The organism is Nocardia carnea, assembly GCF_029868855.1.
In the GTDB taxonomy this organism is placed as follows: domain Bacteria; phylum Actinomycetota; class Actinomycetes; order Mycobacteriales; family Mycobacteriaceae; genus Nocardia; species Nocardia carnea_A.
The window spans coordinates 1-26,493 of record NZ_JARWOV010000244.1 but is presented as its reverse complement, the minus strand read 5'-3'; the positions used below and the strand labels follow the sequence as shown (position 1 = coordinate 26,493).

Here is a 26,493-nt window from a genome sequence, read left to right as displayed (position 1 = left end):
GTGGCGCCGGGCGGGCGCTCAGGTCAGACGTAAGGCGGTGAGCTTCCAGCCGGTGGCCGTGTGCTCGACACGGCCGGCGAGGGCGAGGCGGCGGGGGCCGCGCTGGTACATGGCTATGAGCTCGAACGCGTGGTCGTCGGCCGAGAACAACCGGAACTTGGTCAGCACTGCGGCGCCCAAGGTCCGGCTGGGGGCGTGATCACCCGCCACCAGGGCACCGACCGCGTGGATCAGCGCGGGGGCACACAGGGTGTTGAGCTGCGCTACCGGGCGGCGGCGGTCCAGCACCTCCAGCAGAATCCGCAGGGCTTTCCCGGCGAATTCCTGTGCCTCGATCGGCTCGGTGCGGTCGTCGGCCGAATGCCCGGCGCGGTGCGCACGGCGAATCCCCGCCGGTGCGCTGCGGTTGGCGCGCAGGGATTTGCGGTCGATGCGGGTTCGGCAACCAGTGGATTTTTCCGCGGGTACGCATGTCGTTGTGGATGCGTTGGAGACGGCACCACGGGACTCGTCCGGCGCCGCCCCCGTCTCGCGGGCGCTATTGATTGTCCGTGCCCCGATCCGCACCGACGGCGTCCGTGCAGACAGCGGTCCCGGCGTCCCGGGAGAAAGCGCCTCCCCCGACGACGCTACGTCCGATGGTGTTCCGGCCGACGGCAGCCTTGGAGGCGGCTCGGCACCCCTGCACCGGTCGGGCGGTAGCCCACCCGGCGGTTCCGTCGACGGTTCGAAATCGGGTACCCGATACAGAATCGGCCGGACATCACGCATTCGACACCCCCTCCGAGAACGGAGCGCTCCACCGGCGCTCCGGTCGCGCCAGCATTGCATCGATGGATGCCGGCGTACAGATTTCCCAGGGCGTTTTCATCGAAACCACCGTCGGCGCGGCGTGTCTCGTGACCGCGGGTGTCCGGCGCGTCGTGCGGCGGTCCGGGTTGTCGGGATCGATTGCTAACTTTGATCGCTACGTCCGATCGCACCTTGATACCGGGAGTTCTTTTGCTCGGCCATTCCCATGCCACCAGCGGCGCATTGGCATTCGCCACCGCCGCTACCGTCGTACCCGTCCCGGTGATGGAATTCGTGCGCGGCCCTGTAGATGTCAGCGCGCTCGAATTGATCCTGGGGGCGCTGATCACGGCCGGTGCGGCGTTGCTGCCGGATATCGATCATCCGGGCGGCACGATCGGGGATTCGCTGGGCCCGTTGAGCAATGTGGTGGCGAAGGGGGTCGCGACTGTTTCCGGTGGGCACCGCAAGGGCACACACGGATTGCTGTTCGTCCTGCTGGCAGGCTGGGCGACCTGGGCCGGTGTGCACTACCTGGGCAGATATTTCACCCTGGGTGTCATCTTCGTCATGCTCGCCTTCGGTATCCGGGCCCTGCATCTGACACCGCGCGGCGACTCTTTCCGCGCCTGGGGTCTGTGCGTACTGCTGGCCGCCGGTGGCACGGTGCTGATGGACCGCTGGCTCCCGGATTCCCCGTATTGGCTCCCGTTCGCCATCGGCCTCGGCGCGCTCATCCATATCGTCGGCGATTGCCTCACCGACCGCGGCTGCCCACTGCTGTGGCCGTTGAAGCCGCGCCTGGCGGTCCCGATCATCTCCCGCACCGGCAACAAGGTGGAGACCTGGGTCCTCACCCCGGCGATGGGCCTGGTCACGATCGTTTTGTTCTACCTGTACGCAGTTCCGCAATAGCCCGGATCAGTCCGAAGAGGCGCACACTGCCCGCTAGAACCTCCCCGGGCGTGGACACAGCACCGCCGCCGTGGACCGAGCGCTTCGCCGGGAACGCCTGGCCGCGGATACACGCCGATACAAGGCGGAGTGCGGCCATGTCACCGAGGAAGAGCCGGCCGCGGCGCGAGCCGGACTCGATGGCGGCCCGCCTACCGGAAAGGATGTCCTCAGCTGACACATTTGTCATAGCCTCTGGGTATGACAGAGGCAGCGGAGGATCGGTATCTCCCGCAGACGGGTTTCGCGGCCAAGCTCAATTGGTTGCGGGCCGGGGTGCTGGGGGCGAACGACGGGATCGTCTCGACCGCGGGCCTGGTGGTGGGTGTCGCGGCGGCCGCGTCCAGTACCAGCACGATCCTCACCGCCGGGATCGCGGGGATCAGCGCGGGCGCCATTTCCATGGCTGTCGGTGAGTACGTGTCGGTGAGCACCCAGCGTGACGCGGAGGCTGCGCTGCTCGCACAGGAGCGCCGCGAACTGAAGGAGGATCCGGCGGACGAACTGGCCGAGCTCACCGCGATCTATCACGCGAAAGGCCTGTCCGCCGAGACCGCTCGGCAAGTGGCCGAGGAGCTGACCGCCTACGACGCGTTCGCCGCCCACGCCGAGGCCGAGCTCGGCCTGAATCCCGACGAACTGACCAATCCGTGGCACGCGGCGTTCTCGTCGGCGGTGGCTTTCACTCTCGGTGCGCTGCTACCGCTGCTGGCGATCCTGCTGCCGCCGACCACGGCGCGGATCCCGGTCACCATGGTCGCGGTCCTGCTCGCGCTGGCACTGACGGGTTCGGTCAGCGCCTGGCTCGGCGGCAGCAACCGGGTGCGAGCGGTGGCCCGGGTGGTGCTCGGCGGTGCGCTGGCGATGGCGGTCACCTACGGTATCGGCCAGCTGGCGGATGTCGCCGGTATCTGAGGAGCACCCGAGATCTGTTGCCCCGGCAGGGTTTTATTTGAAGTGAACCAGCGACAATTCGCATATTTTGCTGTACTTGGCGGGTGAGTTCTCTATTCGCCGTACTGCCGGCGGCCGCGCTCGATTCGGCCGAGCAGGCGTACGAGCGGTATCTGTCCCTGGTAGAAGCACCCGAGCCCAGTCCACCGGAGCGGGCGGTGGGTGTGGTGTGCACCCTGATCCACCGTTCCGGGACCGGATTGCGGGTCCACCGCCGCCCCGATGCCCGCGGCGCCCTGCTGGAAGCCACCGTACGCGACCGGTTCGATTGCCTGCGCGCCCTGCTGGCGCTCACCGCCGACCGTGACCTGGCCGTCCTGGATGTCGCGACCCGCCGCCTCTACAACCCACGCGGCGCCACCCGAATACAGGTCACCACGGGAACCTTCACCCTCCCCTATCTCACCGAGAGCATTCTCGACGAGATCCTGGAGACGCCGCCGGACCCGCGCGACCCCGCGCTGCAGGTGACCCGCGCACCGATGTGTCATATCCGGGCCCGCCGCCTGCCGGACGAGATCTTCGAACTCGAACACCGCGACCTCGACGCGTTCTTCCAGCTCTACACCGATAGCGCACCGCTGGTCCGCAAAACGATCTGGGCGTGGGCCATCCGCGATCCGTGGTGGCAGCAGGCCATCGCGTGGCAACCCGTCGAAGCTCCCGTCGCGCCGCGCAGACGGCCGGTGCCGGCGGACGATATCGACGCGGTGCTGGCCGAGTTACGTCAGATGGCCGACGAACCACCCCCGGAACTCGGAGCTATCGGACTGCTTTCCACCCTCGGCGATCTCGACACCCGGACCCAGGCCATCCTGGATCGGGCCGAACCGGAGGCTCCGGAACAGCGATGATTCGTAGCGCAGGTACAGCGCGACGGATCGCACAGTGCGAAATCGAGCCATGGCTCGGAAACGAACCGCCCACACGGATACGGTGTCGAAGCCCGGCGTTTTCGGTGCGGTCACGCCGAGTCGGCGAGACTACTTCAGGCCGACCCGCACCTGCACGGAATCCTCGTCTGTACTCTCCAGCGCCTGCTGGAGCAGGCTGCTGATATTCACCTGGGGTGCGGAGTTGTTCAGGCTGTCGGTGAGCGGGACCAGTCCGGGTTGCAGGGCCGCGAGTTCGGGCCCGATCTCGTCGAGGACCGTGCGCAGGCGCTCCAGCAGCGGAACAAGTCCACCGTCCGCCAGGTATTTCTCCGGTGATCCCTCGGCTCCGGTGACCCGGCCCACCGATTCCACGAAATCGTCGAGGACTTCGGCGAATCGGGTGAATTCGGTGGCGGCCGCCGAGGTGGCCGGGCCCGCCCAGGTGGCGTCGGCGGCGGCGGTTTCGAAGTTGTCGAGCAGTTCGGCGATCCGCGGTTCGCGGGACATGATGGCCGCGGCGAGCAGGTCCGCGGCGCGGGTGAGTTCCGGGAGTACGGCGTCGGTGCCGTGCAGGGCCTCGCTCATCGTGCGCACCAGCGAATCCATGGTGGCGGGGTCGAGCTGGTTCATGGTCCGGGTCACCATCCGGGCGGCCTCGGGGATCGACAGCGGGCTGTGGATATCTTCCGACTCCAGTCGCTGCCCGTCGGAGATATAGGGCCCGGCGCCCGTTTTCGGCGCGAACTGCACGTAGGGCTCGCCGAGCGCGGACAGGTGCTCGACAGTGACGACACTGTCGGCGGGCAGCCGGTGCGAATCCTGCAGCCGGAAACCGACTTCCACACCGTCGGCGACGCGGTCGACCGAGGTCACGCGGCCGACTTCGATACCGGTGAGCAGGACCGGTGAGCCCACACCCAGACCCCCGGAATCCTCCAGCACCAGGGAGGCGTTCAGGTAGTCGCGGAACGGATCGGCGCGCACCACACCGAAGGTCAGGTAGCTCGCGCCGAGCACCGTGATGGCCGCGATACCGCCCAGCGATGCCAGTGGACCCAGTTTCATCGCACGGCTCCGATCATGCGCAGGGTTTCGATGATCCGGTCCACCTGGTCGTCGGTGGACAGTCCCGGTGTGCGGACGGCACTGATATCCACCTTCGGGCCGTTCTCCACGAACGGGATGATCTTGTCCCGCAGCAATGCGACCAGCAGGTTCAGGTTCGAGGGCTGCCGCAGATCCAGCGGGCCGCCGGTGGCCAGCGGGACGAAGGCCGCAGCGGCCGCGCCCCCGGACTGCGCCAGCGGTGCCAGCCAGCTCAACGATTGCCCGACCGGGCCGAGGCCGCCGAAGATTTCGGTCACCCCGGCGATCGATGCCGTGGCGTCGTTCATCTGCTGCACCGATTCGGGGCGCAGAATATTGTCCAGTTCGTCCTGGATCCCGTGCATGACCTCCGCGTTCTCGGCCACACCGGTGAGCAGCAGATCCACCTGGTCCAGATGCGCGGCGAGGTCCACCGCGTCCGTGGCCAGCACCTGCGCGATCTGCTGGGTTTTCGCCGGGTCCTGCGGCAGCACCGCATTGAGCCGGTGGACGATGTCCTGCAGATCCCCGACCGCGCCGCTGTTGACGAAGAAGGCGATGGCCGCCATCGTGTCCTCGAGCTGAACCGGTGGTTTCGTGCGGTCGCGGGTGATGGTGTCACCGGGGTGCAGCAGTGTGTCGTAGCCGTCGGGTGGTGTGGTCAGCGCGACGTGGATATCGCCGAGCACGGTGTTCTGCCGTAGCTCCGCGATCGTGGAGGCCGGTAGTTCGACCGCGTCGTCGACCTCGATATCCACCACCACATACCCGGTGGTGGTCGCGTCGCCGGGGACGACCTCGACCCGTTCCACATTGCCGATCTGCGCGCCGTTGGCAATGACCTTCGCCCGCGCGGGCAGGTTCAGGACATTGGCGAATTCGATACGCAGCGGATAACTCCCGCCGGTGACGGTGGCACCCGGAACCGGGATATCGGAGGGGTCGAATGCGCAACCGGAGACGGCCAGTGCCGCGGCGAGTCCGCAGGCCGCGAGGCCGCGCCGCAACCGGACGCGGTCGAAAGTGATCCGCCGCGTCGTATCGAAGGAAAATCGCTGTGTCATCGCGCACCCGCCGATCCCAGTACCAGCCGCGCCAGATCCAGATCCACCATGCCGTTCGCCGCGCCCGCGCAACGACCGGGTGCGAGCGCGTTCACCGCGGCGCACACCTGTTCCGCGTTCTGCTGCGGGATCGCGACCCGCGGCGGTGCGTAGGTGAGGCCGGGCGCACCTGTCGCCGGATCGGTGACGGTGCGCAGCGCCGTGGCCAGTACCGGTGTGGTGGCGACGATCTCGCTCAGCGAACCCACATTCGCGCGCAGTAGTTTCACCAGCGGCACCAGATTGTCCAGGGTGGACATCAGTGGATCCGCCAGGATCACCGACAGATCGTTGAGCATCGGCAGGATTTCGCGCAGCCCGTCGAACAGCTCGATACCCGGCGTGAGCAGTTCGGCATGCGACATCTGGAGTGTCGGCGCCAGCCGGGTGAGCATCAGTTTCAGATTCCCCCAGTGCTCGGCGACCTTGTTCGACACCGAGGCGTAGGCGTCGAAAATACCGGCCAGATGGGCGATATCGGCGTCCGGCGATTCCAGGACCCGGCCCAGCTGGTTGATGAGGTCGTTGATCTGCGGGCCGGTGCCGGCGGAGGCGGAGTCCAGCGCGTCCAGGCCGCCCGCCAGCGCGTTCGGCCGGGTCTCGGTGCCGCCGATCTGATCGGACAGCTCGGCCAGCGCGGTCACCGTCTGGGTGAGACTCTTCGGTGTCAGGGTGTTGGTGAGGCACTGCCCCGGGTCGTGCTCGTCGGCGGTGTTCGTACCCGGCAGCACGGCCAGTTCCCGGTCGGCGACGACCGTGTCCGACACGGTGGTGGCACCGGCGCCGGCGTATACGGGATGGTCGGCGTCGACCTCGAAATCGACGCGCACCTTCGCGCCGGCCGGGGCGATCCGGGTCACCGAACCGACCGTGATACCCCGCATCGACACCTGATTGCCCTGGTAGAGGCCGATACTGTCGGGCATGATCGCGCAGTAGGCGCGCGTCTGCCTGAACGGTTCGAACGCGATTACGTAGGCGGCGGACACCAGGAGCACCAGCACCACCGCTCCCGCGATCGACATCAGCGCCGGGGAGGCGAGCATCCGTTTCAGCATCAGCACACCTTCCCGGGAAGCGGGACGCAGACGACGGCGCCGGGATCCAGACCGGGCGCTGTCACCGTGGTTCCCGACCGATCGACCTCAACACCGCCGTCGGGCCCGACCAGCTCGCGCAGTTTCGCGCTCAGGCTCTGCGCGGAGGCGATCATCGGTTCCAGCTGGTCGCCGTACTCCTGAAGCCGTGGCAGCGCGTCGGCGAGCTGCTGCACCTTCGGCTTCAGTGTCTGGTCCCAGGTCGGGGCAAGGGCCGTCACGCGCTGCACCACCGAGCTGAGCAGGCCCAGTGCCTGACGCAGTTCGGCGCGTTTGTCCAACAGCACCGTCTCCATCAGATTGACGTTGTCCATCAACCGGCCCAGATCGGTTTTCGCGCCGTCGTACATGGTCACGTATTCGTCGGCGGTCGCGATGGCGTTCGACACCTGGGTGCGCTGCCGTTCGATGGCGTCGAGATAGCTGCCGACGGTGTCCAGCACGCTGCGCAGTGTTTCCGGTGCGCCTTCGATGGAGGTGTCGAGTGCGGCGAGGTTACGGCGAAGGGTGTCGCCGTCGGTTTCCCGCAGCGGCGCAGTGGCATCCTGGAAGGTCTCCATCAGGCTGTACGGCAGCCGGACCCGGTCGGCGGGAATCACGTTGTCGCCCAGCGGGTTGTCCCCCGCCGGGAACAAGGCGACATAGTGACCGCCCACCAGTGTGAGCATGCGGATATCCAGGGAACTCCGGTCGCCGACGAATACATCCCGGTCCACGGTGAACCGCATCAGCACCCGATCCGGTTCCAGTTCGAGGGATTCCACCTCCCCCACCGGAACCCCGGCCAGCCGGATATCGTCGCCGGCCTTCACCGACTGCGCCTCGCTGAGTTCGGCGGTGTAGGTCTGCTTTCCGAGCGGGAGCACATAGAGCGCACCGACCGCCACGCCCAGCACCGCCACCGCGCAGATACCGGCGATCCCCAACCGCAGTTGCCTGCGCAGATTCGTGGGCTCGTCGGTGATCGGCCGGTCCCGATCGAACCAGCGCGCCGGCACCGACTTCCACCGGGCGATGTTCATCCGTTGCATATCGCCACCTGCTGCCCGCCGATCAGGACCCGCACCGGGGCCGGCACTTCGGCTTCGCCCTTACTGCACTCCGGCCGATAGCCGGACGGGGTCCGCGGGAACGCGGTATCCACCGCGGCCAGCAAGCCGGGCAGCCGGCCGAACGTGTCGAGAGCCTGCTGTGGATCGGGGAAGAGATTGCGGATCATCGCATCGATATCGGGGCCCATCTCCGGGCTCAGTCCCACCGCGGCCAGCAGGCGATCCACCGGTTCCAGGACCGACGGCGCGCTCATCGCGAAATCCGCGAGCCCGCCGACATTGCGCTGCAGCGCCTCGAAGATATCGGTGAGCCGGGCCAGCAGCGGTACGAGGTGGTACAGCCGGCCGCCCACCCGTTCCGCGAGGTCGGACATATTGCGCACCAAGGTCCCGATGAGATGCCGGCGGTCTTCGACGTATTCGCTGAGTGTGCCGATCGCGCCGAGTGCCGGGCCGATTCCCGCGCCGTCGCCTTCGATCACCGCGAGCATGCTCTCGGTGAACTGATTGACCGCCTCGGGCGACAGGGTCGCCAGAACCGGTTGCAGACCGTTGAACAGGCTGGTCACATCGAACGACGGAATGGTCTGCTGCGGCCCGATATCCGTGCCGTCGGCGAGCCGGACCCCCGGGTTGGGCTGCTGCTGCAGATCGATATAACGCTGGCCGGTGAGGTTCTGATAGCGGATGGCCAGGACGCTGTTGTCGTAGACCGGGGTGTCGGTGGTGACGGTGAGCCGGACCTTCGCCCGGTCGCCGTCCAGGGTAACGGCCTCTACCTTGCCGACCTGCACACCGAACATCCGCACATCGTCTCCGGTTTTCAGACCGTTGGCGTCGGTGAACAGGGCGTGGTGGGTTTCGGTCTCGCCGTCCACCGGTCGTTTGATGGCCCCGATCACCAGGGCCAGCACCAAAGCCATCACGCCGGCGAACAGAGCCAGCCGCCAGGCGGCGCGCCGCGCGGTCATCGCTGCCCTCCCGCGACTCCGTCCACGTCGACCTCGAGGTCGAGCACCGGCCCGTCGGGCCCGTCCTCGAGCGCGACCCCCAGCCGGGTGAGCAGGGTACGCAGATCGGCCGCCGATTGCTGCGGGTCCGGCACGGCCAGGGCCAGCAGGTTCAGGGTGGGCGCGAGCATATCGGTGTATCCGGACAGTTGGCTCGCGCTGTCCATCGTGCCGGTCAGAGCGGGCAGGATATCGCCGGTCAGCGCCTTCACCCCGGCGTCGAAATCGGTCCGGTTCGCGCGCAGCACATCGATATCCACGATCTGGTCCAGTACCTCGATGGTGGCGCCGGCGAACTGCCCGCCGCCCTGGAACGCCGGACCCAACTGCCCCACCAGTTCGTTCGCCGGCATCGACTGGTGTTCGGCGATCACCCGCCCCGCCGTGATCAGCGCCTCGGCCAGCGGCGTGAACGCCTTGACATCCGCGGCGGCCTGGGAGATCACCCGCGCCATATCGGCGGTGAACACGGTGCCGCTGGTCTGCGACATACTGCGCAGCAGCGCACCCATGGTGGCGTCGTACACATCGGCGGCCCGCCGGCCGGTCAGATCCACCACCGCACCGGAGCGCAGCGGCGTGCCACCGGACCCGGGCCGCAGTTCGATCTCGCTGATACCGAAGAGATTGGCCGGTGCGTAGTCCACCACCATGCTGTCGTCGATCCCGTGCAACCGGCTCTCGTCGAGGGAAAGGCCGATCCGCTGGGTGCCGCGGCCCGCCGGCGCGATATCGGTGACCTCCCCGACCTGCACCCCGTCCACCCGCACCAGCGTTCCGGCGACCACACCATCGCCGATCTGCTCGGTGCGCAACGCGACCCGCAGTCCCTCGTCCGAGGTGATCGACCGGTAGCCGTAGACCGTGAGGGCGACCACCGCGAGCACCGCGACGACCAGTACGCCGACCCGCCGCGCACTACGCGGACCGGCGGCGACCCCGGGCATTCCGTACTTCGGCATCTGTCCCTATCCCGTGAAGCTGATCGCCGAGTCGAATCCCCACAACACGATCGTCAGGACCATGTCGATGGCGATGATGGCGACGAAACTGGCACGCACCGCACGTCCCGAGGCGATACCGACACCTTCGGGTCCACCGGTGGCGAAGAATCCGTAATAGCTGTGCACGCAGATCACCACGATGCCGAACACCGCGACCTTCACCGTGGCCGCGATGATGTCGAATCCCGCGATGAACTGGAAGAAGTAGTGGTCGTAGACACCGGCGGACTGCCCGTGCACCAGGGTGATCAGGCCGCGGCAGGCGAAGTAGGAGCCGATCAGCGCGATCAGGAAGGTCGGGACGATGGCGACGGCGCCGGCGATCACCCGCGTGGTCACCACGAACGGCACCGACCGCAGGCCCAGCGCCTCGATGGCGTCGATCTCCTCGGAGATCCGCATCGACCCGATCTCCGCGGTGATCCGGCAGCCCGCCTGGGCGGCGAAACCCACCGCGGCCGCGATCGGCGCCAGTTCCCGCGTGGTCGCGAAGGCGGAGACGATCCCGGTGACCGGTCCCATCCCGAGCATGTCGAGGGTGGCGAAGGATTCGACTCCGATGGACGCGCCGATCACCAGCCCGAGCACGATCATCATGGGCACGGTGCCGCCGCCGACGATGACCGATCCGCGCCCCCACGTCATATTCGTGATGATCCGCAATGTTTCGCCGCGGTAGCGGCGCAGTGCCAGCGGTATCGACGACAGCACCTGCCAGCAGAACACGACGGCGAATCCCAGCGAATCCACCGCGCCCAGGATCCGGCTGCCGCGGCGGAAGTAGCGCGCGAGGAATCCGAGCCCCTTCGGGGCGTACGAGGTCGCCGCCATCACGCCAGCCTGGTCGGCAGGAACATGGCGGTCACCTGGGTCATGACCAGGTTGACGATCACGATCGCGACGATCGAGAGGACCACCGCGGCGTTCACGGCATCGGCCACCCCGCGTGGGCCGCCTTTGGCCTCGAGCCCGCGCTGGCAGGCGATGATCACCACGAGGAAGCCGAAGATCACCGCCTTGAGCAGCGAAACCCACACGTCGGCGGCGGTGGTGAACGATCCGAACGCGGCCCAGTACGACCCGGGTGTGACACCTTGCCCGCCGATGGCCACCAGGTATCCGGCGACGATTCCGACGAAGATCACGAGGATGTTCAGCAGGGGCGCGACCAGCAGCATCGCCACCATGCGCGGGATCACCAGCCGGTGCACCGGGCTTATCCCCATGGTGTTCAGGGCGTCGATCTCCTCGCGGATGGTACGGGCGCCGAGGTCAGCCGCGATGGCCGCGGCCCCGGCGCCGCCGAGCAGGAAGCCGGTGGCCAAGGGCGCGCCCTGTTTGATCACTCCGAGGCCGCCGGTGGCACCGATCAGCGAATCGGCACCGAGATTGTGGATCAGATTGCCGACCTGGACCGAAACGATCACGCCGAACGGCACCGCCATCAGAATCGCGGGGAACGCGGTGACCGTCACCAGCCGCCACGCCTGCACCAGCATTTCCTGCCATTGGAAGCGGCCGCGAGCCAGGTCCGAAACCGCGCCACCGACGGATTCCTGCGCCATCCCGACGCCCCGGCCGAAGGTCCGTACCGACGACACGATGGTGCCCGAGAAATTCTTGCCGACGATTTCCCGCGCGGTGTCGGTACGGCGCGGGGGTTGCGGTCCGGTGGGGCCGGAGGGCCGGTCCGTATCGATCGCCGCGGTATGGCTCTCGGGAGTCATCGCCGAGATCCGTATACCGCCACGGGGGCACGCAATGTTGCGAAGTTCATGCGCTCAATCTCTCCGGTCCGGCATCGATGCCAATGGAGAGCAAGCTAATCGTTACTGGAGGTGACAAACAAATTTGCGGCAGTGTGACAGTGACCACGGAAAATTACCGCTGCACATCTCATCCGATCGATTGTGCATCGCGTCACCCGACCTCAGTGAGCACATGAGAACTCGTTCTACCTCATTCACACCGTGCGAATACGAGAAATCGGGCGCGCTGGAGATCCAGCGCATCCGGAACCATTCCTGGGCCGGGCCGATATCGACAGCCGGCCCGGAATCACCCGAATCAACGATCCAGATCCACGCGGATCGACAACAGATCCGTACCCATCACTCGCACAACAGCACTGTTGCCACGCGGTAGCGATGCCAGCCGCCGTACCGGATCGTCGTCCGGGACCGGATACGCAGTGCCGGACAACCATTCACCGTGCAGACGCACCCGGACCCGGTTGTCCGCGCGGATATTGCGCACATAGTCGCTGCGATCCCCGAATTCGGAGACGAACCAGAACTCGTTCCCGCTGCGGCGGCCACCGATCGGAACGACCCGCGGCTGCCCGCTGACCCGGCCCGTCGTCTCCAGCAGTTGCTGCGCGGGCACTCGGCGGTTGAGCGGATTGGCCACCCGGCGCTGAAAAGTGGTGACAACGCGATGTTTGAAACTTCGCAAATCGACCATGTGGCGACGGTAACACCGCAGCCGGGTATGCGGCCGAGCGAACTCGGGCATCGAATCACCCGATCATTCGACCGATGCGCGCACAATGGGCGACAATTCCCCCGTGCGAACTCAGTTCACCAACGAGCTCGTCGCGTTGACCGCGGATCTGACGCAGATGTGCAGCATCGCCCACGAGGCGGCCGAACGCATGACCGACGCCCTCGTCGGGGCCGACCTCACCGCGACCTACGAGGTCTTCGCCCTCGACGAACGCCTACAGACCATGTACGGCGCCTGCGAAGCCCGCACCGTCGTCCTACTGGCGCTCCAGGCGCCGGTGGCACGCGATCTACGCCATGTGGTCACCGCCATCCAGATCGCCGGTGAACTGTCCCGGATCGGCCACCTGTTCAGCCAGGTTGCCGACCAGGTGTACCTGAGCCATCCCGAACCGGTCGCGGCCGCACCGGTTCTCCGCCCACTCGGCGCGATGGCGGAACTCGCCACCGCCGCCACCGCACAGGCCGAGCGGGCGGTGACGACCGGCCGGTACAGCGCCGCCGACGCGGATGCGCCGGCGGCCATGCGGACACTCAACCAGGAGCTCCGCACCGCGCTCTCGGCCACCGGCGATTCGACCGATACCGCCATCGCGCTCGCCCTGGTCGGGCACCGGCTCGCGGGCAGCCTGGAGCACACCGACCGGATAGCGCGATTGATCCATTTTCTCGATACCGGTATCCCGCCGACCGCCCAGATCGTCCCCGACGACGAGGCGGCGAGCTGAACTCGGCGGTAACCCACCCCCCGTTCGCTCCCAATTATGGGAACTCCCTATGCTTTTCACGAACCGTCGGCCGGTGGACACCGGTCGCCGGCGAATTGTTCACCACACCACACACGAGCCGGGGAACCTTCCGGCCCAGAGACGTCACGACGAGCACATCCGGCGCACCGGCGACCACGGGACTCCCCCTCATCAAGCCCCGCGGCGCCGGCGCGGTACCCGGTCCGGACAACCGGGCCGCGAATTGCGCCGGTACGCAAGCCCTCGTTCGTGGCAGGCCCACCTCCGAGTCGGCGCCGGCACGGCGACTCGGAGGTGGTGCCGTGGGGACTATGCCGAATCTCACACCGGAGAGTAGCTTCGGGTTAGCTGGGCGGGCGGTAGCTTGACGCTCGGTACATCCCGGCACCTCGGCAAGGAATTTCGTTGAAGCCCACAACATATGAGCAATCGGGCGTTTCGCCCATCGGCGCCCGATTCGCGGAGGTGGCACGGTGAACTCGCTGCTGTCCGCACTACCCGCCCCGGTTCGTAAATTCGCCGCCGTCGCGGTCCCCATCCTGATCGTGATCGTCCTGGCCGGCGGCTATCTCCTCGAAGGACGCGACAGCACAACAGATCCCGCCGCCGGCGCGGCGGACGCCCCGAGCGCCGCGGCCGCCGACGTGAAATCCGCACTCGACCGCCTCCCCGTAAAAACCGAAGTCGGTATGACCGGCTACAGCCGGGAGAAGTTCCCGCACTGGGACGACAACGCCGCCGAACACGGTTTCGGTCCCGAATTCACCCAGTACAGCAAATGCACCACCCGCGAGGTCATGATGTTGCGCGACGCCACCGGTGACGTAACCCTGGACCCGAAAACCTGCGACCTGAAAATCGGTAAGGGCGGCGGCTGGCAGGACACCTACGGCGTCATGGACGCCAAAACCGGAAAACTGAAACCGTACAAGTTCATCACTGAATCGTCCGGTGTCGACGCCGAACATATCGTCCCGCTCGCCGAGGCCTGGCGGTCCGGCGCCAAGGACCTGGACACCGATACCCGCCGTCGCATCGCCAACGACGCGCAGAACCTCATCGCTTCCGACCCCTCTGCGAACCGTTCCAAGGGCGATCAGGACCCGGCCGACTATCTCCCGCCGGGAAGTTTCCGGTGCGGATATATCTCGCACTACGTGCAGGTCAAGCTAAAGTACGGGCTGAGCGTCGATCAGGACGAGCAGACAGCACTGCGCACCGCCGTGGACGATTGCATAAAACGAGGTGAGTTCAAATAGCCGAAGTCATCGAGTTGCCGAACAAGACATCGGTCATGACCCGGGAAGCCGGGACGATATCCGGTGCCCTGGATATCACCCTCGACCCCGACGGTTTCGGCCTGGTCCGCTACCGGGAAACCGAGGAGTGGTACACGATCGGCAATCTCGATGACACCACCCCGCGCACCTGGAAGTCCTGCACCGAACTGGCGGACGCGATAGCGAAGAACACCGGTACCCGCGACGCCGCGGGCGACACCGTTCCTTTCGAGTGCTGGGGTGGGGGGGGGGGGGGGGGGGGGGGGGGGGGCCCCCCCCCCCCCCCCCCCCCCCCCCCCCCCCCCCCCCCCCCCAGGCGACGCCCCCCCCCCCCCCCCCCCCCCCCCCGGCCACCACCGAATTTCCCCCGGCGCCCCGACCTCATGACACCGCCGGTGGGCACGGGAGTGCGCGGAAATTCGGTGCCGCCCGCTTCGGCGCGTTCCCTGCGCCGTGTCGGGCCCCCACCCTGGTCGGTCGCACTCAGGCGGGTCACCCGACCAGCCACCCAGCCCCGTTGTGGGGGTCCGTGCCATCGCGCGAGCTTCCCGGTACGGGGCTGCGTCGTTTCTCCGACCAGACGGGACATTGTGATGACTACTGCTGCGAATGCCACCGACACCGCCACCATCGATTCCGACACCGCTAGCGAGACCGGGGTGTCGCCGTTCGCCGAGGCACTGTGGGAGGTCGACTACCTGCTCGACACCGACCCCGACCGAGCCCGCGACTACTTCACATTCGCGCTCACCCTCGCCACCCCGCCCGAACGTCGGTTCCTGGAGCGGGCCGCGGATCTGCTGGCCCGCTCCCCGTGGCCGGTAGCAGCGCGTCAGCTCGGGTGGATGGCCAAAAGCCGACCCGAGCTTCGGGCGATGGTGATCGACTACACCACCGACACCGACCCCGGCCTGCACATCCCCGGCATGCCCGACATCAGTGAGGTCTCGATCGAGACCGCCGAATGGGTGCGCCGCTCCATCCGTGAACGCCGCGACCGCGAACGCCTCACTGCCACCCCCTCCCCGGCCACCGATGCCGCACGGCTGCGGCCCGAGGCCATCGCCGCCCGCCGCGCCCGCGCCCAAACACACGCACCGGAACCCGAGGCGGTGGTGAGTTTGCGCCACCACGACCGCGACCTGCGTACCGCCCGCCGCCTTGAGGCCGAGTACGCGGCCTACGCCGCCGACCGCCTGTATGCGATCGACACCACCGACGAACCCCGCGATACCACGGTGCCGAATCCGCGCAAACCCGCGCATCTGGTGTGGGCGCACGTGCAAGCCGAGTTGTGGGACCGCAGCTACATCCGCCACGTCGCCGAGAACTACACCGACCGCGACCGCGAACTCCTCGACCCCGAAACTCCTGCCTCCCGCCGGGTCCGGTCCGGACGCCACACCGCCCTCGACGATCGCGCATCCGCGTTTCTGCGCGAGCACGGCGCCGATACCGCACCGGTCGACGAACGTCCCGGTCGTTCCCGGCGACGCCGCACGCCCGCGCGTCGGCCACGAATCACCGCCGCCGATCAGATGCGGTTCGCCGCACGCCGGACCGGGCTCGCGATCCCGAGTGACTACGACATCTTCCTGCCCTACAGCGAACTCGACATCCCCGAATCCACGTGGCAGGGCTCCGGGTTGGATTATGACCTCGCCGCGATGGTCCCCTACCTCGGCTGGCCGTGCGTCGGATGCTGGATCGACCGCCCCGATGCCGACCGGCGTGCCGTCCACATCCGCGACGGCCGGCCGGTCAGCGACGACGGGCTCTGCGATGTGTGCCGCGCCGACGGCCACCCCGGCATCCCCGCACTCACCACTCCCTGGGGTGTGCGGGAGTTCGTCGAATCCCGCTGCGCCTACATCGCCGCCACTCACCCCGGCCAGGCGCGGGCCCTCCTGGACCGGGTCCGTGCGGCCGCGGCGAACACCGGTCCGACCTGGCGGCTGATCACGCGCTGGATGGCGATGAACCTCGACGCGCCCGAACCGCGCCGGGCCGCGCGACCGGCAACACCGCGTCGGCCGTGGCCTACCGCGCTCGGGGCCGGGCAGCGGATCGGCCGCTGCGACGCCTGCGCCCGATCCGCGATCGTGCACGCCGACAACTACTGCACTCAGTGCCGTGTCGACCTCGGTGTCGCCACCGGAGGTGAACCGGGCCGCCGCGCGGCCTGACCTGTCGTCTCGCCCTCCAGTACTCCGGTCCGCCGCGGTGACACCTCCTGCGGCGGACCGGCCGCCACCCTCTCACCGTCAGGAGCCCTCTGTTGCGTCAACGTCTGACTTCCCTCGCGTCGCGCGTATTCAAGGTCCACCCCACTCCCGCCGTCGTGGACCGACAGGTGCGGGTGTTCCTCAACCGCAGTCGCGTCGCCTTCGCCGGGTACCAGCCGGGCGCACTGCTCGTGCTCGCCTACACCTTCACGCTGCCGACCCCGCGCACTGTCAACGACCTCGAGGTCCTCGATCGTGTCTTCGCCATGTTCAACGACCACCCGTTGCACGCCGAGGACCAGCAGCACACTCGCGCCTGGTACGACAGTGGCCTGCGCTCGCTGTCCGTCGGCGACGTCGTCGCCCTCGACGACCGCTCATATGCGTGCGCGTCCTTCGGCTGGCACCCCGAAACCGCTCTTTGGAGCCCGCGCCTCTGACGACGCGCCCACGGATCGCCGTCAACCGGAGCCATGGATACGGACCCATTCCCTATCCATGGCTCCCCACCCATTCCGCATCACACACCCTCACCACATACCCGCCACTACCCCTCCCTTACCTCCACACTCATCACCCCTCCACACCCCCACACCCCTCCTCCACACATTTCCAACAAGCAGACCTCTTTCATCGAGGATAACAATTTGGTAACGACCAAGGGTTTCGGTGGATTTGCCACAAAATAGGTAAACCCGGGCTCTGGAATTCGTTGCGGGAATGGGCGCTTCATGGGGGTATGACCGCGACGATTCATAAAGTCGTGGCAGGCAATGGCTATGAGTATTACCTGCGCAAGGTAGCCGCGAACGACACCGACTCCCGCGGCCGCTCCAGCCTGGCCGATTACTACTCCGCCGAAGGCGAATCCCCGGGCCACTGGCACGGCACCGGGTTGGCCGCACTCGACCTCACCGCGGGTGCTGAAGTCACCGAAGATCAGATGAAATCGCTGTTCGGGTTGGGTCGGCACCCGAACGCCACGACCATGGAAGCCGCGGTCTATGACGAGCAGATGCGGCGGGGCGCGAAACACAAAGACGCGGTCCGCGCCGCCGACAAAGCCACCCGTTTGGGCAATCCGTTCCGGGTATATTCCGAGAATTCCGCGTTCCGGAAACAGTGCGCGAAAGCGTTTCAGGAATACAATTCCGAACACGGATTGGACGCGCACGAAGGCATTCCCGAATCCGAAAAGATCCGGATCCGCACCCATGTCGCGTTCGATATGTTCACCGACGAGTACGGCCGCGCGCCCTTGGATGCGCGGGAGTTGTCGGGGTGGGTAGCCAAGGCTTCGCGGCCGAAGACGGCCGCGGTCGCTGGATTCGACATCACTTTTTCTCCGGTGAAGAGCGTGTCGGTGCTGTGGGCGCTGGCACCGAGGCCGGTGTCGGAGAAGATCGAGGACGCGCATCAGCGGGCGATCCGCGACGCATTGCGCTGGCTGGAAGGCCACGCGGTCGGCACTCGGCTGGGCCGCAACGGGATCCGTCACGTCGATGTCGACGGCATCATCGCGGCCTGGTTCACCCACCGTGACAGCCGTGCCGGTGACCCGGACCTGCACACCCACGTCCTGATCGCCAACCGGGTCCGCACCCTGCACGGACGCTGGCGCACGCTCTACGGCGCTGATATGTACCGGGCACTGGTCACGGTTTCCGAGATCTACAACACCCGCCTAGAGCATCACCTCGAACATCTCATCGGGGTCCGGTTCGGCCCTCGCCCTGACACCGCGGCCGACAAGCGCCCGATCCGCGAAATCATCGGCATCCCCGTCCAGGTGATTCACTCGTGGTCGCGCCGCGACGCCGATATCACCCGTCGGCTCGAAGAGCTCTCGGCCATGTTCCAGCGCGAACTCGGGCGCGAACCGACCCCCGGGGAGGTGTATGACCTGGCCGAACGCGCGACCCTCGAAACCCGGCCCACCAAACATCTGCGGCGCTCTTTGGCCGAGCAGCGCCGCACCTGGCGCGCTCAGGCCGTGCAGATCCTCGGCAGCCGAGAAGCTGTCGCGGATGTGGTGGTCGCCGCACTGAATCCTCTCCGGGCACCGCGGGTATCGGCCACGACCGAGTGGATTTCGGGCACCGCCGACCGGGTGGTAGAGGTCGTTTCGGCGCAGCGGTCGACCTGGCGCTACACCAATATCCGTGCCGAAACCGAACGCCAACTCCGCGGCCGGATCGAACCCGACGAGTGGGAACGGGTCGCCGAAGCGGTCACCAACGAAGCCCTGTCCCCCAGCCGATCCATCCGACAGGGTGACCCTGATATCGCCGACGAACCCGCACTGGCCTCGGTACCGGTGCTGCTGCAACGCCGTAACGGTCGCAGTGTCTACGCCGACTCCGCGCACCGGCTCTACACCTCGGCGGCGGTGTTGTCGGTGGAGCAGCAGCTCATCGACTTCGCCGTGCAGCCGGGTGGGCGGCAACTTGCACCGGGCCAGGTCGCTGTCGCGGTGCGCGAATTCAACACCGCGCACCCGGACCGGCCCCTCAATGCGGGCCAGGCCGCGGTCATCGAAGGGTTCGCCACCTCCGGTTTACGGGTCCACGCCGCCAACGCCCCCGCCGGGTCGGGCAAAACCACCGCGATGCGCGTACTCACCACCGCATGGCACGCCAGCGGCGGGACCGTCCTCGGATTAGCTCCCACCGCCGCAGCCGCGGCCGAACTCGGTGAGGCGATCGGGGCCCGAGTGGAGACCGTCGACAAGGTCCTGCACGTCCTCAACCAACACACACCCGGCCGCAATAATGCGGCGCGGGCCGCTGAAGCGCCGCCTACATTGCCGCAGTGGGTCCTCGATATCGACGCCGGCACGCTCGTAATCGTCGATGAACATGTCAAGGTCGGCAACGCCAAACGTCTTCAATTGCTCCGGTTCCTCACAGCCCGCGGCGCAACGATCCGCTGTATCGGCGACGACCGGCAGCTCCCGGCGATCGAAGCCGGCGGCGCGGGCACCGACATGCACGCCGCCGCACCGGAGAACACACTCACATTGACTCATGTGGTGCGGTTCGCCTCGGCCGGGGAAGCCACCGCCAGCGTGCAACTACGCGACGGGGATCCGATCGCGTTGGGCTGGTATCTCGACCACGGCCGCATCCACGGCGGGCACACGGGGTCGACCCACGACGACGCCTACACCGCGTGGATCGGCGACCACCTGGCCGGTCGCGACACCATCATGCTCGCCGCTACCCACGACATCGTGACTGCGCTCAACGCGCGCGCTCGCGTGGATCGCCTCGCCCGAGACGGTGATGAACCCGGCACGGAAGTGGCACTGACCGACGAGCTGCGCGCCTCGGTCGGGGACACGATCCGGACCCGCCGCAACGATTCGACGCTGCGACTCGGGGCCCGGGATTGGGTGCGCAACGGCTACACCTGGACCGTCACCGCCGTCCACGGCGACGGAAGTATCACCGCCCAGCATCTGCGCTCGGGCAGAGAACTGGGCGACAGTGTGCGGCTTCCCGCTGATTACGTGGCCGAGAATGTGCGGCTCGGGTACGCGGCGACGATCGATTCCGCGCAGGGAATCACCACCGACACCTGCCATATCGCGCTCACCGGAGGCGAAACCCGTCAACAGTTCTATGTCGCGATGACCCGAGGACGGCACGCCAACCACGCCTATATCCCGACCGCGCTGGGCGGTAGCGAGGGCTCCTTCTGGACCGAACCCGCCGTCTACCCGCGCACCGCCGTGGAAGTCCTCCTCCACATTCTCGACCAGGACGGAGCAGAGAAATCCGCGCACACCGCGCTCCGTGACGCCCTCGATTCGCACCGGCGGATCGGACGCGCGCTCGATATCTACCTCGATCAAGTGGGCCTCGCCGCAGAAGACGCACTCGGCCCCGAAGCACTCGAACGCCTCAACACCGCCGCGGAAACGGTGCGTATCCATCTGACCGACAGCCCCGCCTACCCGGTTCTGCGCCAGCACCTCGCGCTCATCGCACTCTCCGGCCACAACCCCATCGACGCACTAACCACCGCCGCGGCCGAACGCGAACTCGACACCGCCATCGACCCCGCCGCCGTACTCGACTGGCGCCTGGACCCCACCGGTGCACACTCCCTCCCGTCCGGGCCGCTCCCCTGGACACACGGACTACCCGCTGGCCTCGACAACCATCCTCTCGCCGGACAGTTGCGGGCACGCGAACGCATCGTTGCCGATCTCGCCGACCAGATCCGCACCATCACCCGGACCTGGACCCCGGCGACCGCCCCGTACTGGGCACGCCCCCTGATCGGCATCAACCAGAACCTGGTCGCCGATCTGGCCGTGTGGCGCGCCAGCCTCCACATCAGCGACCGCGAACCGCACCCGACCGGGCCCCGCCGCTACAGCAAGATCGAACGAGACCACCAGGAAGCCCTCGACGCGCGCCTTACCGCGTGTCTCGGTGACCGCCACCTTCCCAGCAATCTGTGGTCCCCATTCGCCCACACACTGGAGCCGCGGATCGCCAGCGACCCCTACTGGCCGATCGTCGCCGACAAGATCGACGTCGCTCACCGCGCCGGAATCGAAATCACCACCCTGCTCACCGACGCCGCCGCCGTGCGTCCACTTCCCGATGAAATGCCCGCCGCTGCTCTGTGGTCCCGGCTCGAACTCGAACCTTCCGCCCTCGACAACACACTGACCGCCGGACAGCTGCGGCCAGGTTGGCTACCCGACCTCCACGCAGTCCTCGGTCACGACACAGCCGACCGGGTCATAAAAGACCCGGCTTGGCCTCGGCTCGTCGCCTCCGTCGACCGCGCCACCGGCACCACGTGGTCGGCGCGCGATCTGCTGGCAACCGCTTATGAGCTGCTCACCAGCGCCCAACCCGACGATGCACCCGGACTACGGCCCGACCAGCTCGCCGCCGCCGTGGCATGGCGCGTCGACGCACTCCTGCGCCACCTCCCCACCCGCACCACAACACCGCACACCACCAACACCCCACCGGAACCCACCAGCAGTACCGCATCCACCAACCCCGAACACGATCAGGAACCGCGCATGAAACCCGACCCGCAACCGCGCCCGGCCCCCACCTCAGCGAGCGAACCCACCGACCACACCACCGCCGACGATCTACCCGACACGATCAGCGCAGTGGCCGAATTGTTCGCGACCGGCCGTGTCGACGACGCCACCGCAGCCTTCCGCACCGTGTCCGCCACCGCGACTGCGGACCAGAAATGGGTCATCGCCGCCGTCGCCGACACCCTCTACCACCACGCCTACCCGGTCGCGCTGGCCCGCCTGGAATGGGCCGCCACCCGCTATCCCGACCACGCCGCACTCATCCGGGCGTGCACCCCGGCTACCGACCCCCGCATCTCTCAGCCCGACACCCGCACCAGAAACACCGGCTACCACCGCGATCACGCCGCACGCGATCACGAACCCGCAGTGCACAGCCAGCCGCGCGAAGCCCTTCCGGCGGGTGAGCAGGCAGGCCGCGACCTGGTCCAGAACTACCTCGACAACCGCGACGACTCTCCCTTCGATCTCCCCGACCACACCGTCCTCGCCGATCCACCCGCCCATATCCCTACCCGCGACACCCTGCATCCCCATTCTCACCGCCGCGACGAAGCACCCGACCCGACACCCGACGCCTACGTACTCGACTTCGATCGCGCCGCCGTACCCGGTACCCGTGGGTTCGGGTGCGTGTCCTGCGGGATCGAACGCGCCCCCGCCGAATCCCGCCCCGCCTCACCACGGCGCAGCGACGACGGACTGTGCGAGGAATGCCGCGACACCGGCGCCCCCGGGATCCCCGACCACGACCCCAGCGACCACATCCACGCCCGATGCACCTATATCGCACAGACTTACTCTCCGACCGCGGCCCAGGCGATGCTCCGGCGCGACTGGCACGCCACTCTTACGCACCGCGAAGCCATCGAGAGCTGGGTCACCAATCATCCATTCGCCGAACCTCGCGCTACCCCGACACCCGAACAGCCCACCGTGGACAACCCTCTACTGGTGCTCTCCGATGGCCAACTCGACCAGTACATCGATCAGCTCAAGCTACGCCTGGCCCTTGTCGACACCGAAACCGCGATGTACCACCCCATCGGCCAGCCGGCCGACGAACTCGACTCCGAAATCACCGACCGGATCAACGATATCCACGAGCAACTCACCGCCTACCGCCGCGAACAGCAGCGCCGAAGCGCTCTCTCACCGGAGCAGCGCGCACACGAACGCGAAATCAACATCAGCGGCGACGCCGAGGAACCGGAACCGAATGACTTCGCCGATCCAGGCATCCATGAGCCCGACCTCGATCTCGATCCGTAACTTATCCAACCGGATCAACACAACCGATATGGACAATCGAGCTCAGACGAAGGTATCGCCAGTCTGGCGCAGTCCCCTTCGTCACCGACTCACCCGTTCACATCGCCGCCCAGCCAACAGATTCGCGCGCAGACAGCCATCGCCCTGGAGCACCAAGGAAATATCTTCGCTACAGACACCGTCCGATCCGGTTCGCTCCGCAAGAGGAGCTCACCGGACCCGTTCTCGCTCTTCATCGTTCGGCCGCACAGGGGGCACTTCGCCTTCAGAATGGTTGTCACAGGGACGCAGTAGACAGGGAGGGATCGGGTGGCTTCGGACAATTCGCTCCGGCTGGCGGTGCTGATAGATGCCGACAACGCGTCGCCAACGCTGGCAGAGCCGTTGCTGGCCGAGGTCGCAAAGTACGGGACCGCGCACGTCAAACGCGCCTATGGGGACTGGACCAGTACAAACCTCACCGGATGGAAGGCACACCTGCCGACCTTGTCGATCCAGCCCGTCCAGCAGTTCGCCTACGCCTCCGGACGAAACGCCACCGACTCCGCACTCATCATCGACGCGATGGACCTGCTGTACACGGGCCGATTCGACGGGTTCTGCCAGGTCAGTAGCGACTCGGACTTCACCCGGCTAGCGGGGCGGTTACGAGAGTCCGGACTCACCGTCTTCGGAATAGGCGAACGCAAGACACCACGGGCGTTCGTGGCAGCCTGCGACAAATTCGTGTACGCCGAGAACCTGAGCTCGACCCAACAGTCGGCCGCCGATACCGCGCTCGATCGAGCCACACAAATCCCCGGCCCGGATCTAATCGGTCTGGTAACCGCAGCGGTGGAAGCTTCTTCCGACGAGAACGGGTGGGCACACCTGGGAGCGGTCGGCAACTATCTGTCGAAGAGCCGACCCGACTTCGACACCCGGACTTACGGCCACCCCAAATTGAAACCGCTGGTGCAGTCCCTCGGAGCCTTCCATATCGATCAGGGTCGGCCCGGCGAGGGAAAGCCAGTGGCTGCGTTCGTGCGATGCCGAGACCGTGCACGCTCCGACACCACGCCGCCCGAGAAGACCCTGAGTCGGGACAGCGCCCCGCCGCACCAGGTCACGGTCATCGACGCGGCCGGGGAACGGGTCCGCCTACAGATACCGCTCGAGCACCCGTATCGGGACACTCTGCTCCGTGGCATCTACACCGCGTGGCGCGACGGCGAGATCGACACCATCGGAGCATTGGAAGCAGTGATCGAACGTAACGCACCCGAGATGGAGAAGCCGACTCGCACCATCGCGATCAAACAGCCTGATCTACGAAGACAACCCCGCGTTAGTTGTGCGGGACCCTCACGCGTCCCCACGCAGCAACCGATGCATCCAATCCTTCGACGGACAACCAGAGGACCGATGGGTCAGCCACAGCCACATCGCCTGGCTCGCCTTCCTCATCTACCGTCTCCCAGCCGGCTCGGACCCTGCCGACCACCTACTCGATGCCTTGTTCGACGACCCCGAAACCGGGCGCACCCTCCTTGCCAAAGCATGGACAGTGGCCCACCGGCGCATGACCCAGACCACAGACCCGCAAGATCTACTCGCCGACGATACGGTCCCACCGGCGCCTGCACTCGTCACTGAAAGTAGGATGACCGCAGATTCGTCGTGGCGGGCTATGAGTTTGCCATCGCGCACATCGTCGAACACTCGCCGGCACGACGCGACCAGCTCCGGTGTCGGATCCTCACCGAGCCCGCGAATCCGCGCTGCGATCGTGGCGTCGGTGGTGCTCTCGGCAATCAGCCTGTAGTGCGCGGTGGCAACCGCGTTCATCCGGGCACGGAATGCACGGCCCCGGGTCGCGGTGTATGCCAGGTGCCAGGCGAACAAGACGAACCGTTCGGGGCCGAGGGAATAGGTGGCGCGGTGTTCGATCAGCGCGCTGATGGCGTGTTTCGCGTTGCGTTCGATCTTGCTGAGGTGGGTCTCGAACAACGACGGCGGAACTTTCGCCGGATCCAAATCCGGGTGTTCGACTCGGTAGAAATCGGGTTCTCGTGCCGCATTGTCCGGCCCGACACAGTAACTGGTCGCCCGATCGATCTCAGTGACCCGGAGCTTCGAGCGGCCTTTGCTATCGTCCTCCGCCCAGCGTCGCAGGTAGGACGCTGGCACCAGATGATGCTTACGCGCGGGAGTACCCGCCTCGTTGCGCAATGCCTCTTCTCGCAACCGGCGCACCGGCAGTGGATCTCGCTTACGCCGAGTCATTCCCATCCGCCCGAGCAACTCGACATCGAGAAGGACAAGGCGCTCTTGGTGGGCACACACCATCGACACATCTCGCGATTCTCGCACTGCTAATGTCTGCGATTCGACGGGATTAATAGCCTGGCTACACTCAACGGGGCCAAGTAGCCCCTGCTGTGGAACGCTTCCCGGACCTGGTTCGTTGCGGCAGCATGACCGAGAAGGCTCGCGCGCTGATCAATACGGTGCGGTTCGTGGTGGGCGCGCCGGATGGGCGCCGATCGGCGGAGTGGCGGGTGTGGACCGGCAGCGGCAAAAAGGTCACCGACGAGCTGTATCTGGCTCCCCGGCAGCGAGCGGGTGAGTTCAAATTCAGCCTGCACAGCAACAACTACGCGCAGCTCGGCTACATCGAGCGGGCCCGCGAGGCGCTGCGGCCTGGCGACCGGCACACCATCGACCGATGGGAGCTGCCGCAGACCACGATCATTGCGCACTGGCGCGCCGCCCTGTGTATCTGGTTCCCCGAATCCGAACTACGGGTAGTCACGGGCGACTCACTGTCATCCTCGGTCATCGAGATCCCCGCCGCACCTCCAGGGCAAGCCACCGCGGTGATGGCAATGATCGGTACCGACGCGGCATCGGCGAAAGCGCTCGAACTTGTGGGCGTACTCGACCAAGCATCGGGAGGAAAGATCGCGCTCGTACACCTGCCGATCCGCATCGATCCCCTGCTGGTTCCCGCCTTGCAGGCGCGCGAGGCGAGCCAGATACCGTTACAGATACCAGGCTTCGAGCCGACTGAGCCGTTCACCTGGGAACTCATTCCCGGAAAGGAAGGCCACCGCCTGGTAGTCGAGTTCGCCCCACCACAACGCGGGTCCACTCTGCCATCTCTTCCACCATTCCGCGGCGCGGTGTTGCCGTGGGCCGAAGTCCCCACCGGGTTCTGGAATCTCATCCCCATGCCATACCGGAACTTCAACCTGGCCTGCGGCATCCTGGTCTACGGACCGGACAACACCAGCCGACTCTACGTAGACCAGCACGCCCGCTGCGACCGCAGCACGCTCGGGGCTGCTGCACGGATAGGTGACATCGATCTGGTTCGCCGACAGGCGAACCTGGAAGGATGTCATCGTGCCCAAGCCCTATCCCCAGGAGTTCCGCGACGATGTGGTCCGGGTCGCCCGTAACCGTGAGGACGGAGTG

The 26,493-nt window shown here is 66.9% G+C and carries 20 protein-coding genes and 1 pseudogene; 10 read left to right on the top strand and 11 right to left on the bottom strand.

The window, feature by feature from the left end; all coding sequences use genetic code 11:
* Positions 1–18: 18 nt before the first annotated feature.
* On the bottom strand, positions 19–567 hold the full coding sequence (locus QH195_RS24325; protein WP_280437145.1) for an Rv3235 family protein: 549 nt from the start codon (positions 565–567) through the stop codon (positions 19–21).
* 393 nt (positions 568–960) lie between these two features.
* Between QH195_RS24325 and QH195_RS24320 the strand changes: the two genes are divergently transcribed.
* The 3 genes from QH195_RS24320 (at position 961) to QH195_RS24310 (ending at position 3,554) form a co-directional block, all read left to right on the top strand.
* The gene (locus tag QH195_RS24320; RefSeq protein ID WP_280421129.1) at positions 961–1,707 is read left to right on the top strand and encodes a metal-dependent hydrolase; all 747 of its coding nucleotides are present in this window, start codon (positions 961–963) and stop codon (positions 1,705–1,707) included.
* Positions 1,708–1,947: 240 nt separating this feature from the next.
* Complete coding sequence (locus QH195_RS24315) at positions 1,948–2,661, top strand: VIT1/CCC1 transporter family protein (RefSeq protein WP_280421130.1); 714 nt, start codon at positions 1,948–1,950, stop codon at positions 2,659–2,661.
* A gap of 83 nt (positions 2,662–2,744) precedes the next feature.
* Positions 2,745–3,554, top strand: a complete 810-nt coding sequence (locus QH195_RS24310; RefSeq protein ID WP_280437144.1) for a hypothetical protein — start codon at positions 2,745–2,747, stop codon at positions 3,552–3,554.
* A gap of 129 nt (positions 3,555–3,683) precedes the next feature.
* On the opposite strand, the gene QH195_RS24305 is transcribed toward QH195_RS24310, so the two are convergent.
* The 9 genes from QH195_RS24305 to QH195_RS24265 form a co-directional block, all read right to left on the bottom strand.
* A complete protein-coding gene (locus tag QH195_RS24305) occupies positions 3,684–4,640 on the bottom strand; it encodes an MlaD family protein (protein ID WP_280437143.1) in 957 nt (318 codons plus the stop codon).
* Complete coding sequence (locus QH195_RS24300; protein ID WP_280437142.1) at positions 4,637–5,725, bottom strand: MlaD family protein; 1,089 nt, start codon at positions 5,723–5,725, stop codon at positions 4,637–4,639. Before QH195_RS24300 ends, QH195_RS24305 begins: the two co-directional genes overlap by 4 nt.
* Positions 5,722–6,822, bottom strand: coding sequence for an MlaD family protein (locus tag QH195_RS24295; protein ID WP_280437141.1), 1,101 nt, complete (start codon positions 6,820–6,822; stop codon positions 5,722–5,724). Before QH195_RS24295 ends, QH195_RS24300 begins: the two co-directional genes overlap by 4 nt.
* Positions 6,822–7,892, bottom strand: coding sequence for an MCE family protein (locus QH195_RS24290; protein ID WP_280421135.1), 1,071 nt, complete (start codon positions 7,890–7,892; stop codon positions 6,822–6,824). Before QH195_RS24290 ends, QH195_RS24295 begins: the two co-directional genes overlap by 1 nt.
* Positions 7,880–8,884 carry an MlaD family protein gene (locus QH195_RS24285; RefSeq protein WP_280437140.1) on the bottom strand — a complete coding sequence of 335 codons (1,005 nt, stop codon included), beginning with the start codon at positions 8,882–8,884 and terminating at the stop codon, positions 7,880–7,882. The genes QH195_RS24290 and QH195_RS24285 overlap by 13 nt, the downstream gene beginning before the upstream one ends.
* Complete coding sequence (locus tag QH195_RS24280; protein ID WP_280437139.1) at positions 8,881–9,885, bottom strand: MlaD family protein; 1,005 nt, start codon at positions 9,883–9,885, stop codon at positions 8,881–8,883. Before QH195_RS24280 ends, QH195_RS24285 begins: the two co-directional genes overlap by 4 nt.
* A gap of 6 nt (positions 9,886–9,891) precedes the next feature.
* On the bottom strand, positions 9,892–10,758 hold the full coding sequence (locus QH195_RS24275) for an MlaE family ABC transporter permease (RefSeq protein ID WP_280421138.1): 867 nt from the start codon (positions 10,756–10,758) through the stop codon (positions 9,892–9,894).
* Positions 10,758–11,654: an MlaE family ABC transporter permease gene (locus QH195_RS24270; RefSeq protein WP_280421139.1), complete on the bottom strand. Its 897-nt coding sequence runs from the start codon at positions 11,652–11,654 to the stop codon at positions 10,758–10,760. The genes QH195_RS24275 and QH195_RS24270 overlap by 1 nt, the downstream gene beginning before the upstream one ends.
* Positions 11,655–11,994: 340 nt before the next feature.
* Positions 11,995–12,390, bottom strand: a complete 396-nt coding sequence (locus QH195_RS24265; protein WP_280421140.1) for a nitroreductase/quinone reductase family protein — start codon at positions 12,388–12,390, stop codon at positions 11,995–11,997.
* Positions 12,391–12,493: 103 nt separating this feature from the next.
* On the opposite strand from QH195_RS24265, the gene QH195_RS24260 reads away from it, so the two are divergent.
* From QH195_RS24260 to QH195_RS24235, 6 genes and pseudogenes are all read left to right on the top strand, one after another.
* Positions 12,494–13,159 carry a phosphate signaling complex PhoU family protein gene (locus QH195_RS24260; protein ID WP_280421141.1) on the top strand — a complete coding sequence of 222 codons (666 nt, stop codon included), beginning with the start codon at positions 12,494–12,496 and terminating at the stop codon, positions 13,157–13,159.
* A gap of 494 nt (positions 13,160–13,653) precedes the next feature.
* A complete protein-coding gene (locus tag QH195_RS24255) occupies positions 13,654–14,439 on the top strand; it encodes an HNH endonuclease family protein (protein WP_280421142.1) in 786 nt (261 codons plus the stop codon).
* Between the two features lie 35 nt (positions 14,440–14,474).
* Positions 14,475–16,646 carry a hypothetical protein gene (locus tag QH195_RS24250; protein ID WP_280437138.1) on the top strand — a complete coding sequence of 724 codons (2,172 nt, stop codon included), beginning with the start codon at positions 14,475–14,477 and terminating at the stop codon, positions 16,644–16,646.
* Between the two features lie 92 nt (positions 16,647–16,738).
* Positions 16,739–17,125 (top strand): hypothetical protein, encoded by a 387-nt coding sequence (locus tag QH195_RS24245; protein ID WP_280437137.1) that lies wholly within the window; start codon positions 16,739–16,741, stop codon positions 17,123–17,125.
* Between the two features lie 299 nt (positions 17,126–17,424).
* Positions 17,425–23,034: a MobF family relaxase gene (mobF, locus tag QH195_RS24240; RefSeq protein WP_280437136.1), complete on the top strand. Its 5,610-nt coding sequence runs from the start codon at positions 17,425–17,427 to the stop codon at positions 23,032–23,034.
* Between the two features lie 309 nt (positions 23,035–23,343).
* A pseudogene (locus QH195_RS24235) lies at positions 23,344–24,027 on the top strand (NYN domain-containing protein); the annotation flags it as partial.
* A gap of 453 nt (positions 24,028–24,480) precedes the next feature.
* On the opposite strand, the gene QH195_RS24230 reads toward QH195_RS24235, so the two are convergent.
* Positions 24,481–25,245: a DUF4238 domain-containing protein gene (locus tag QH195_RS24230; protein ID WP_280437135.1), complete on the bottom strand. Its 765-nt coding sequence runs from the start codon at positions 25,243–25,245 to the stop codon at positions 24,481–24,483.
* 245 nt (positions 25,246–25,490) lie between these two features.
* Here QH195_RS24230 and QH195_RS24225 point away from each other — a divergent pair, with 245 nt between their 5' ends.
* Positions 25,491–26,477, top strand: coding sequence for a hypothetical protein (locus QH195_RS24225; protein ID WP_280437134.1), 987 nt, complete (start codon positions 25,491–25,493; stop codon positions 26,475–26,477).
* Positions 26,478–26,493: the final 16 nt, after the last annotated feature.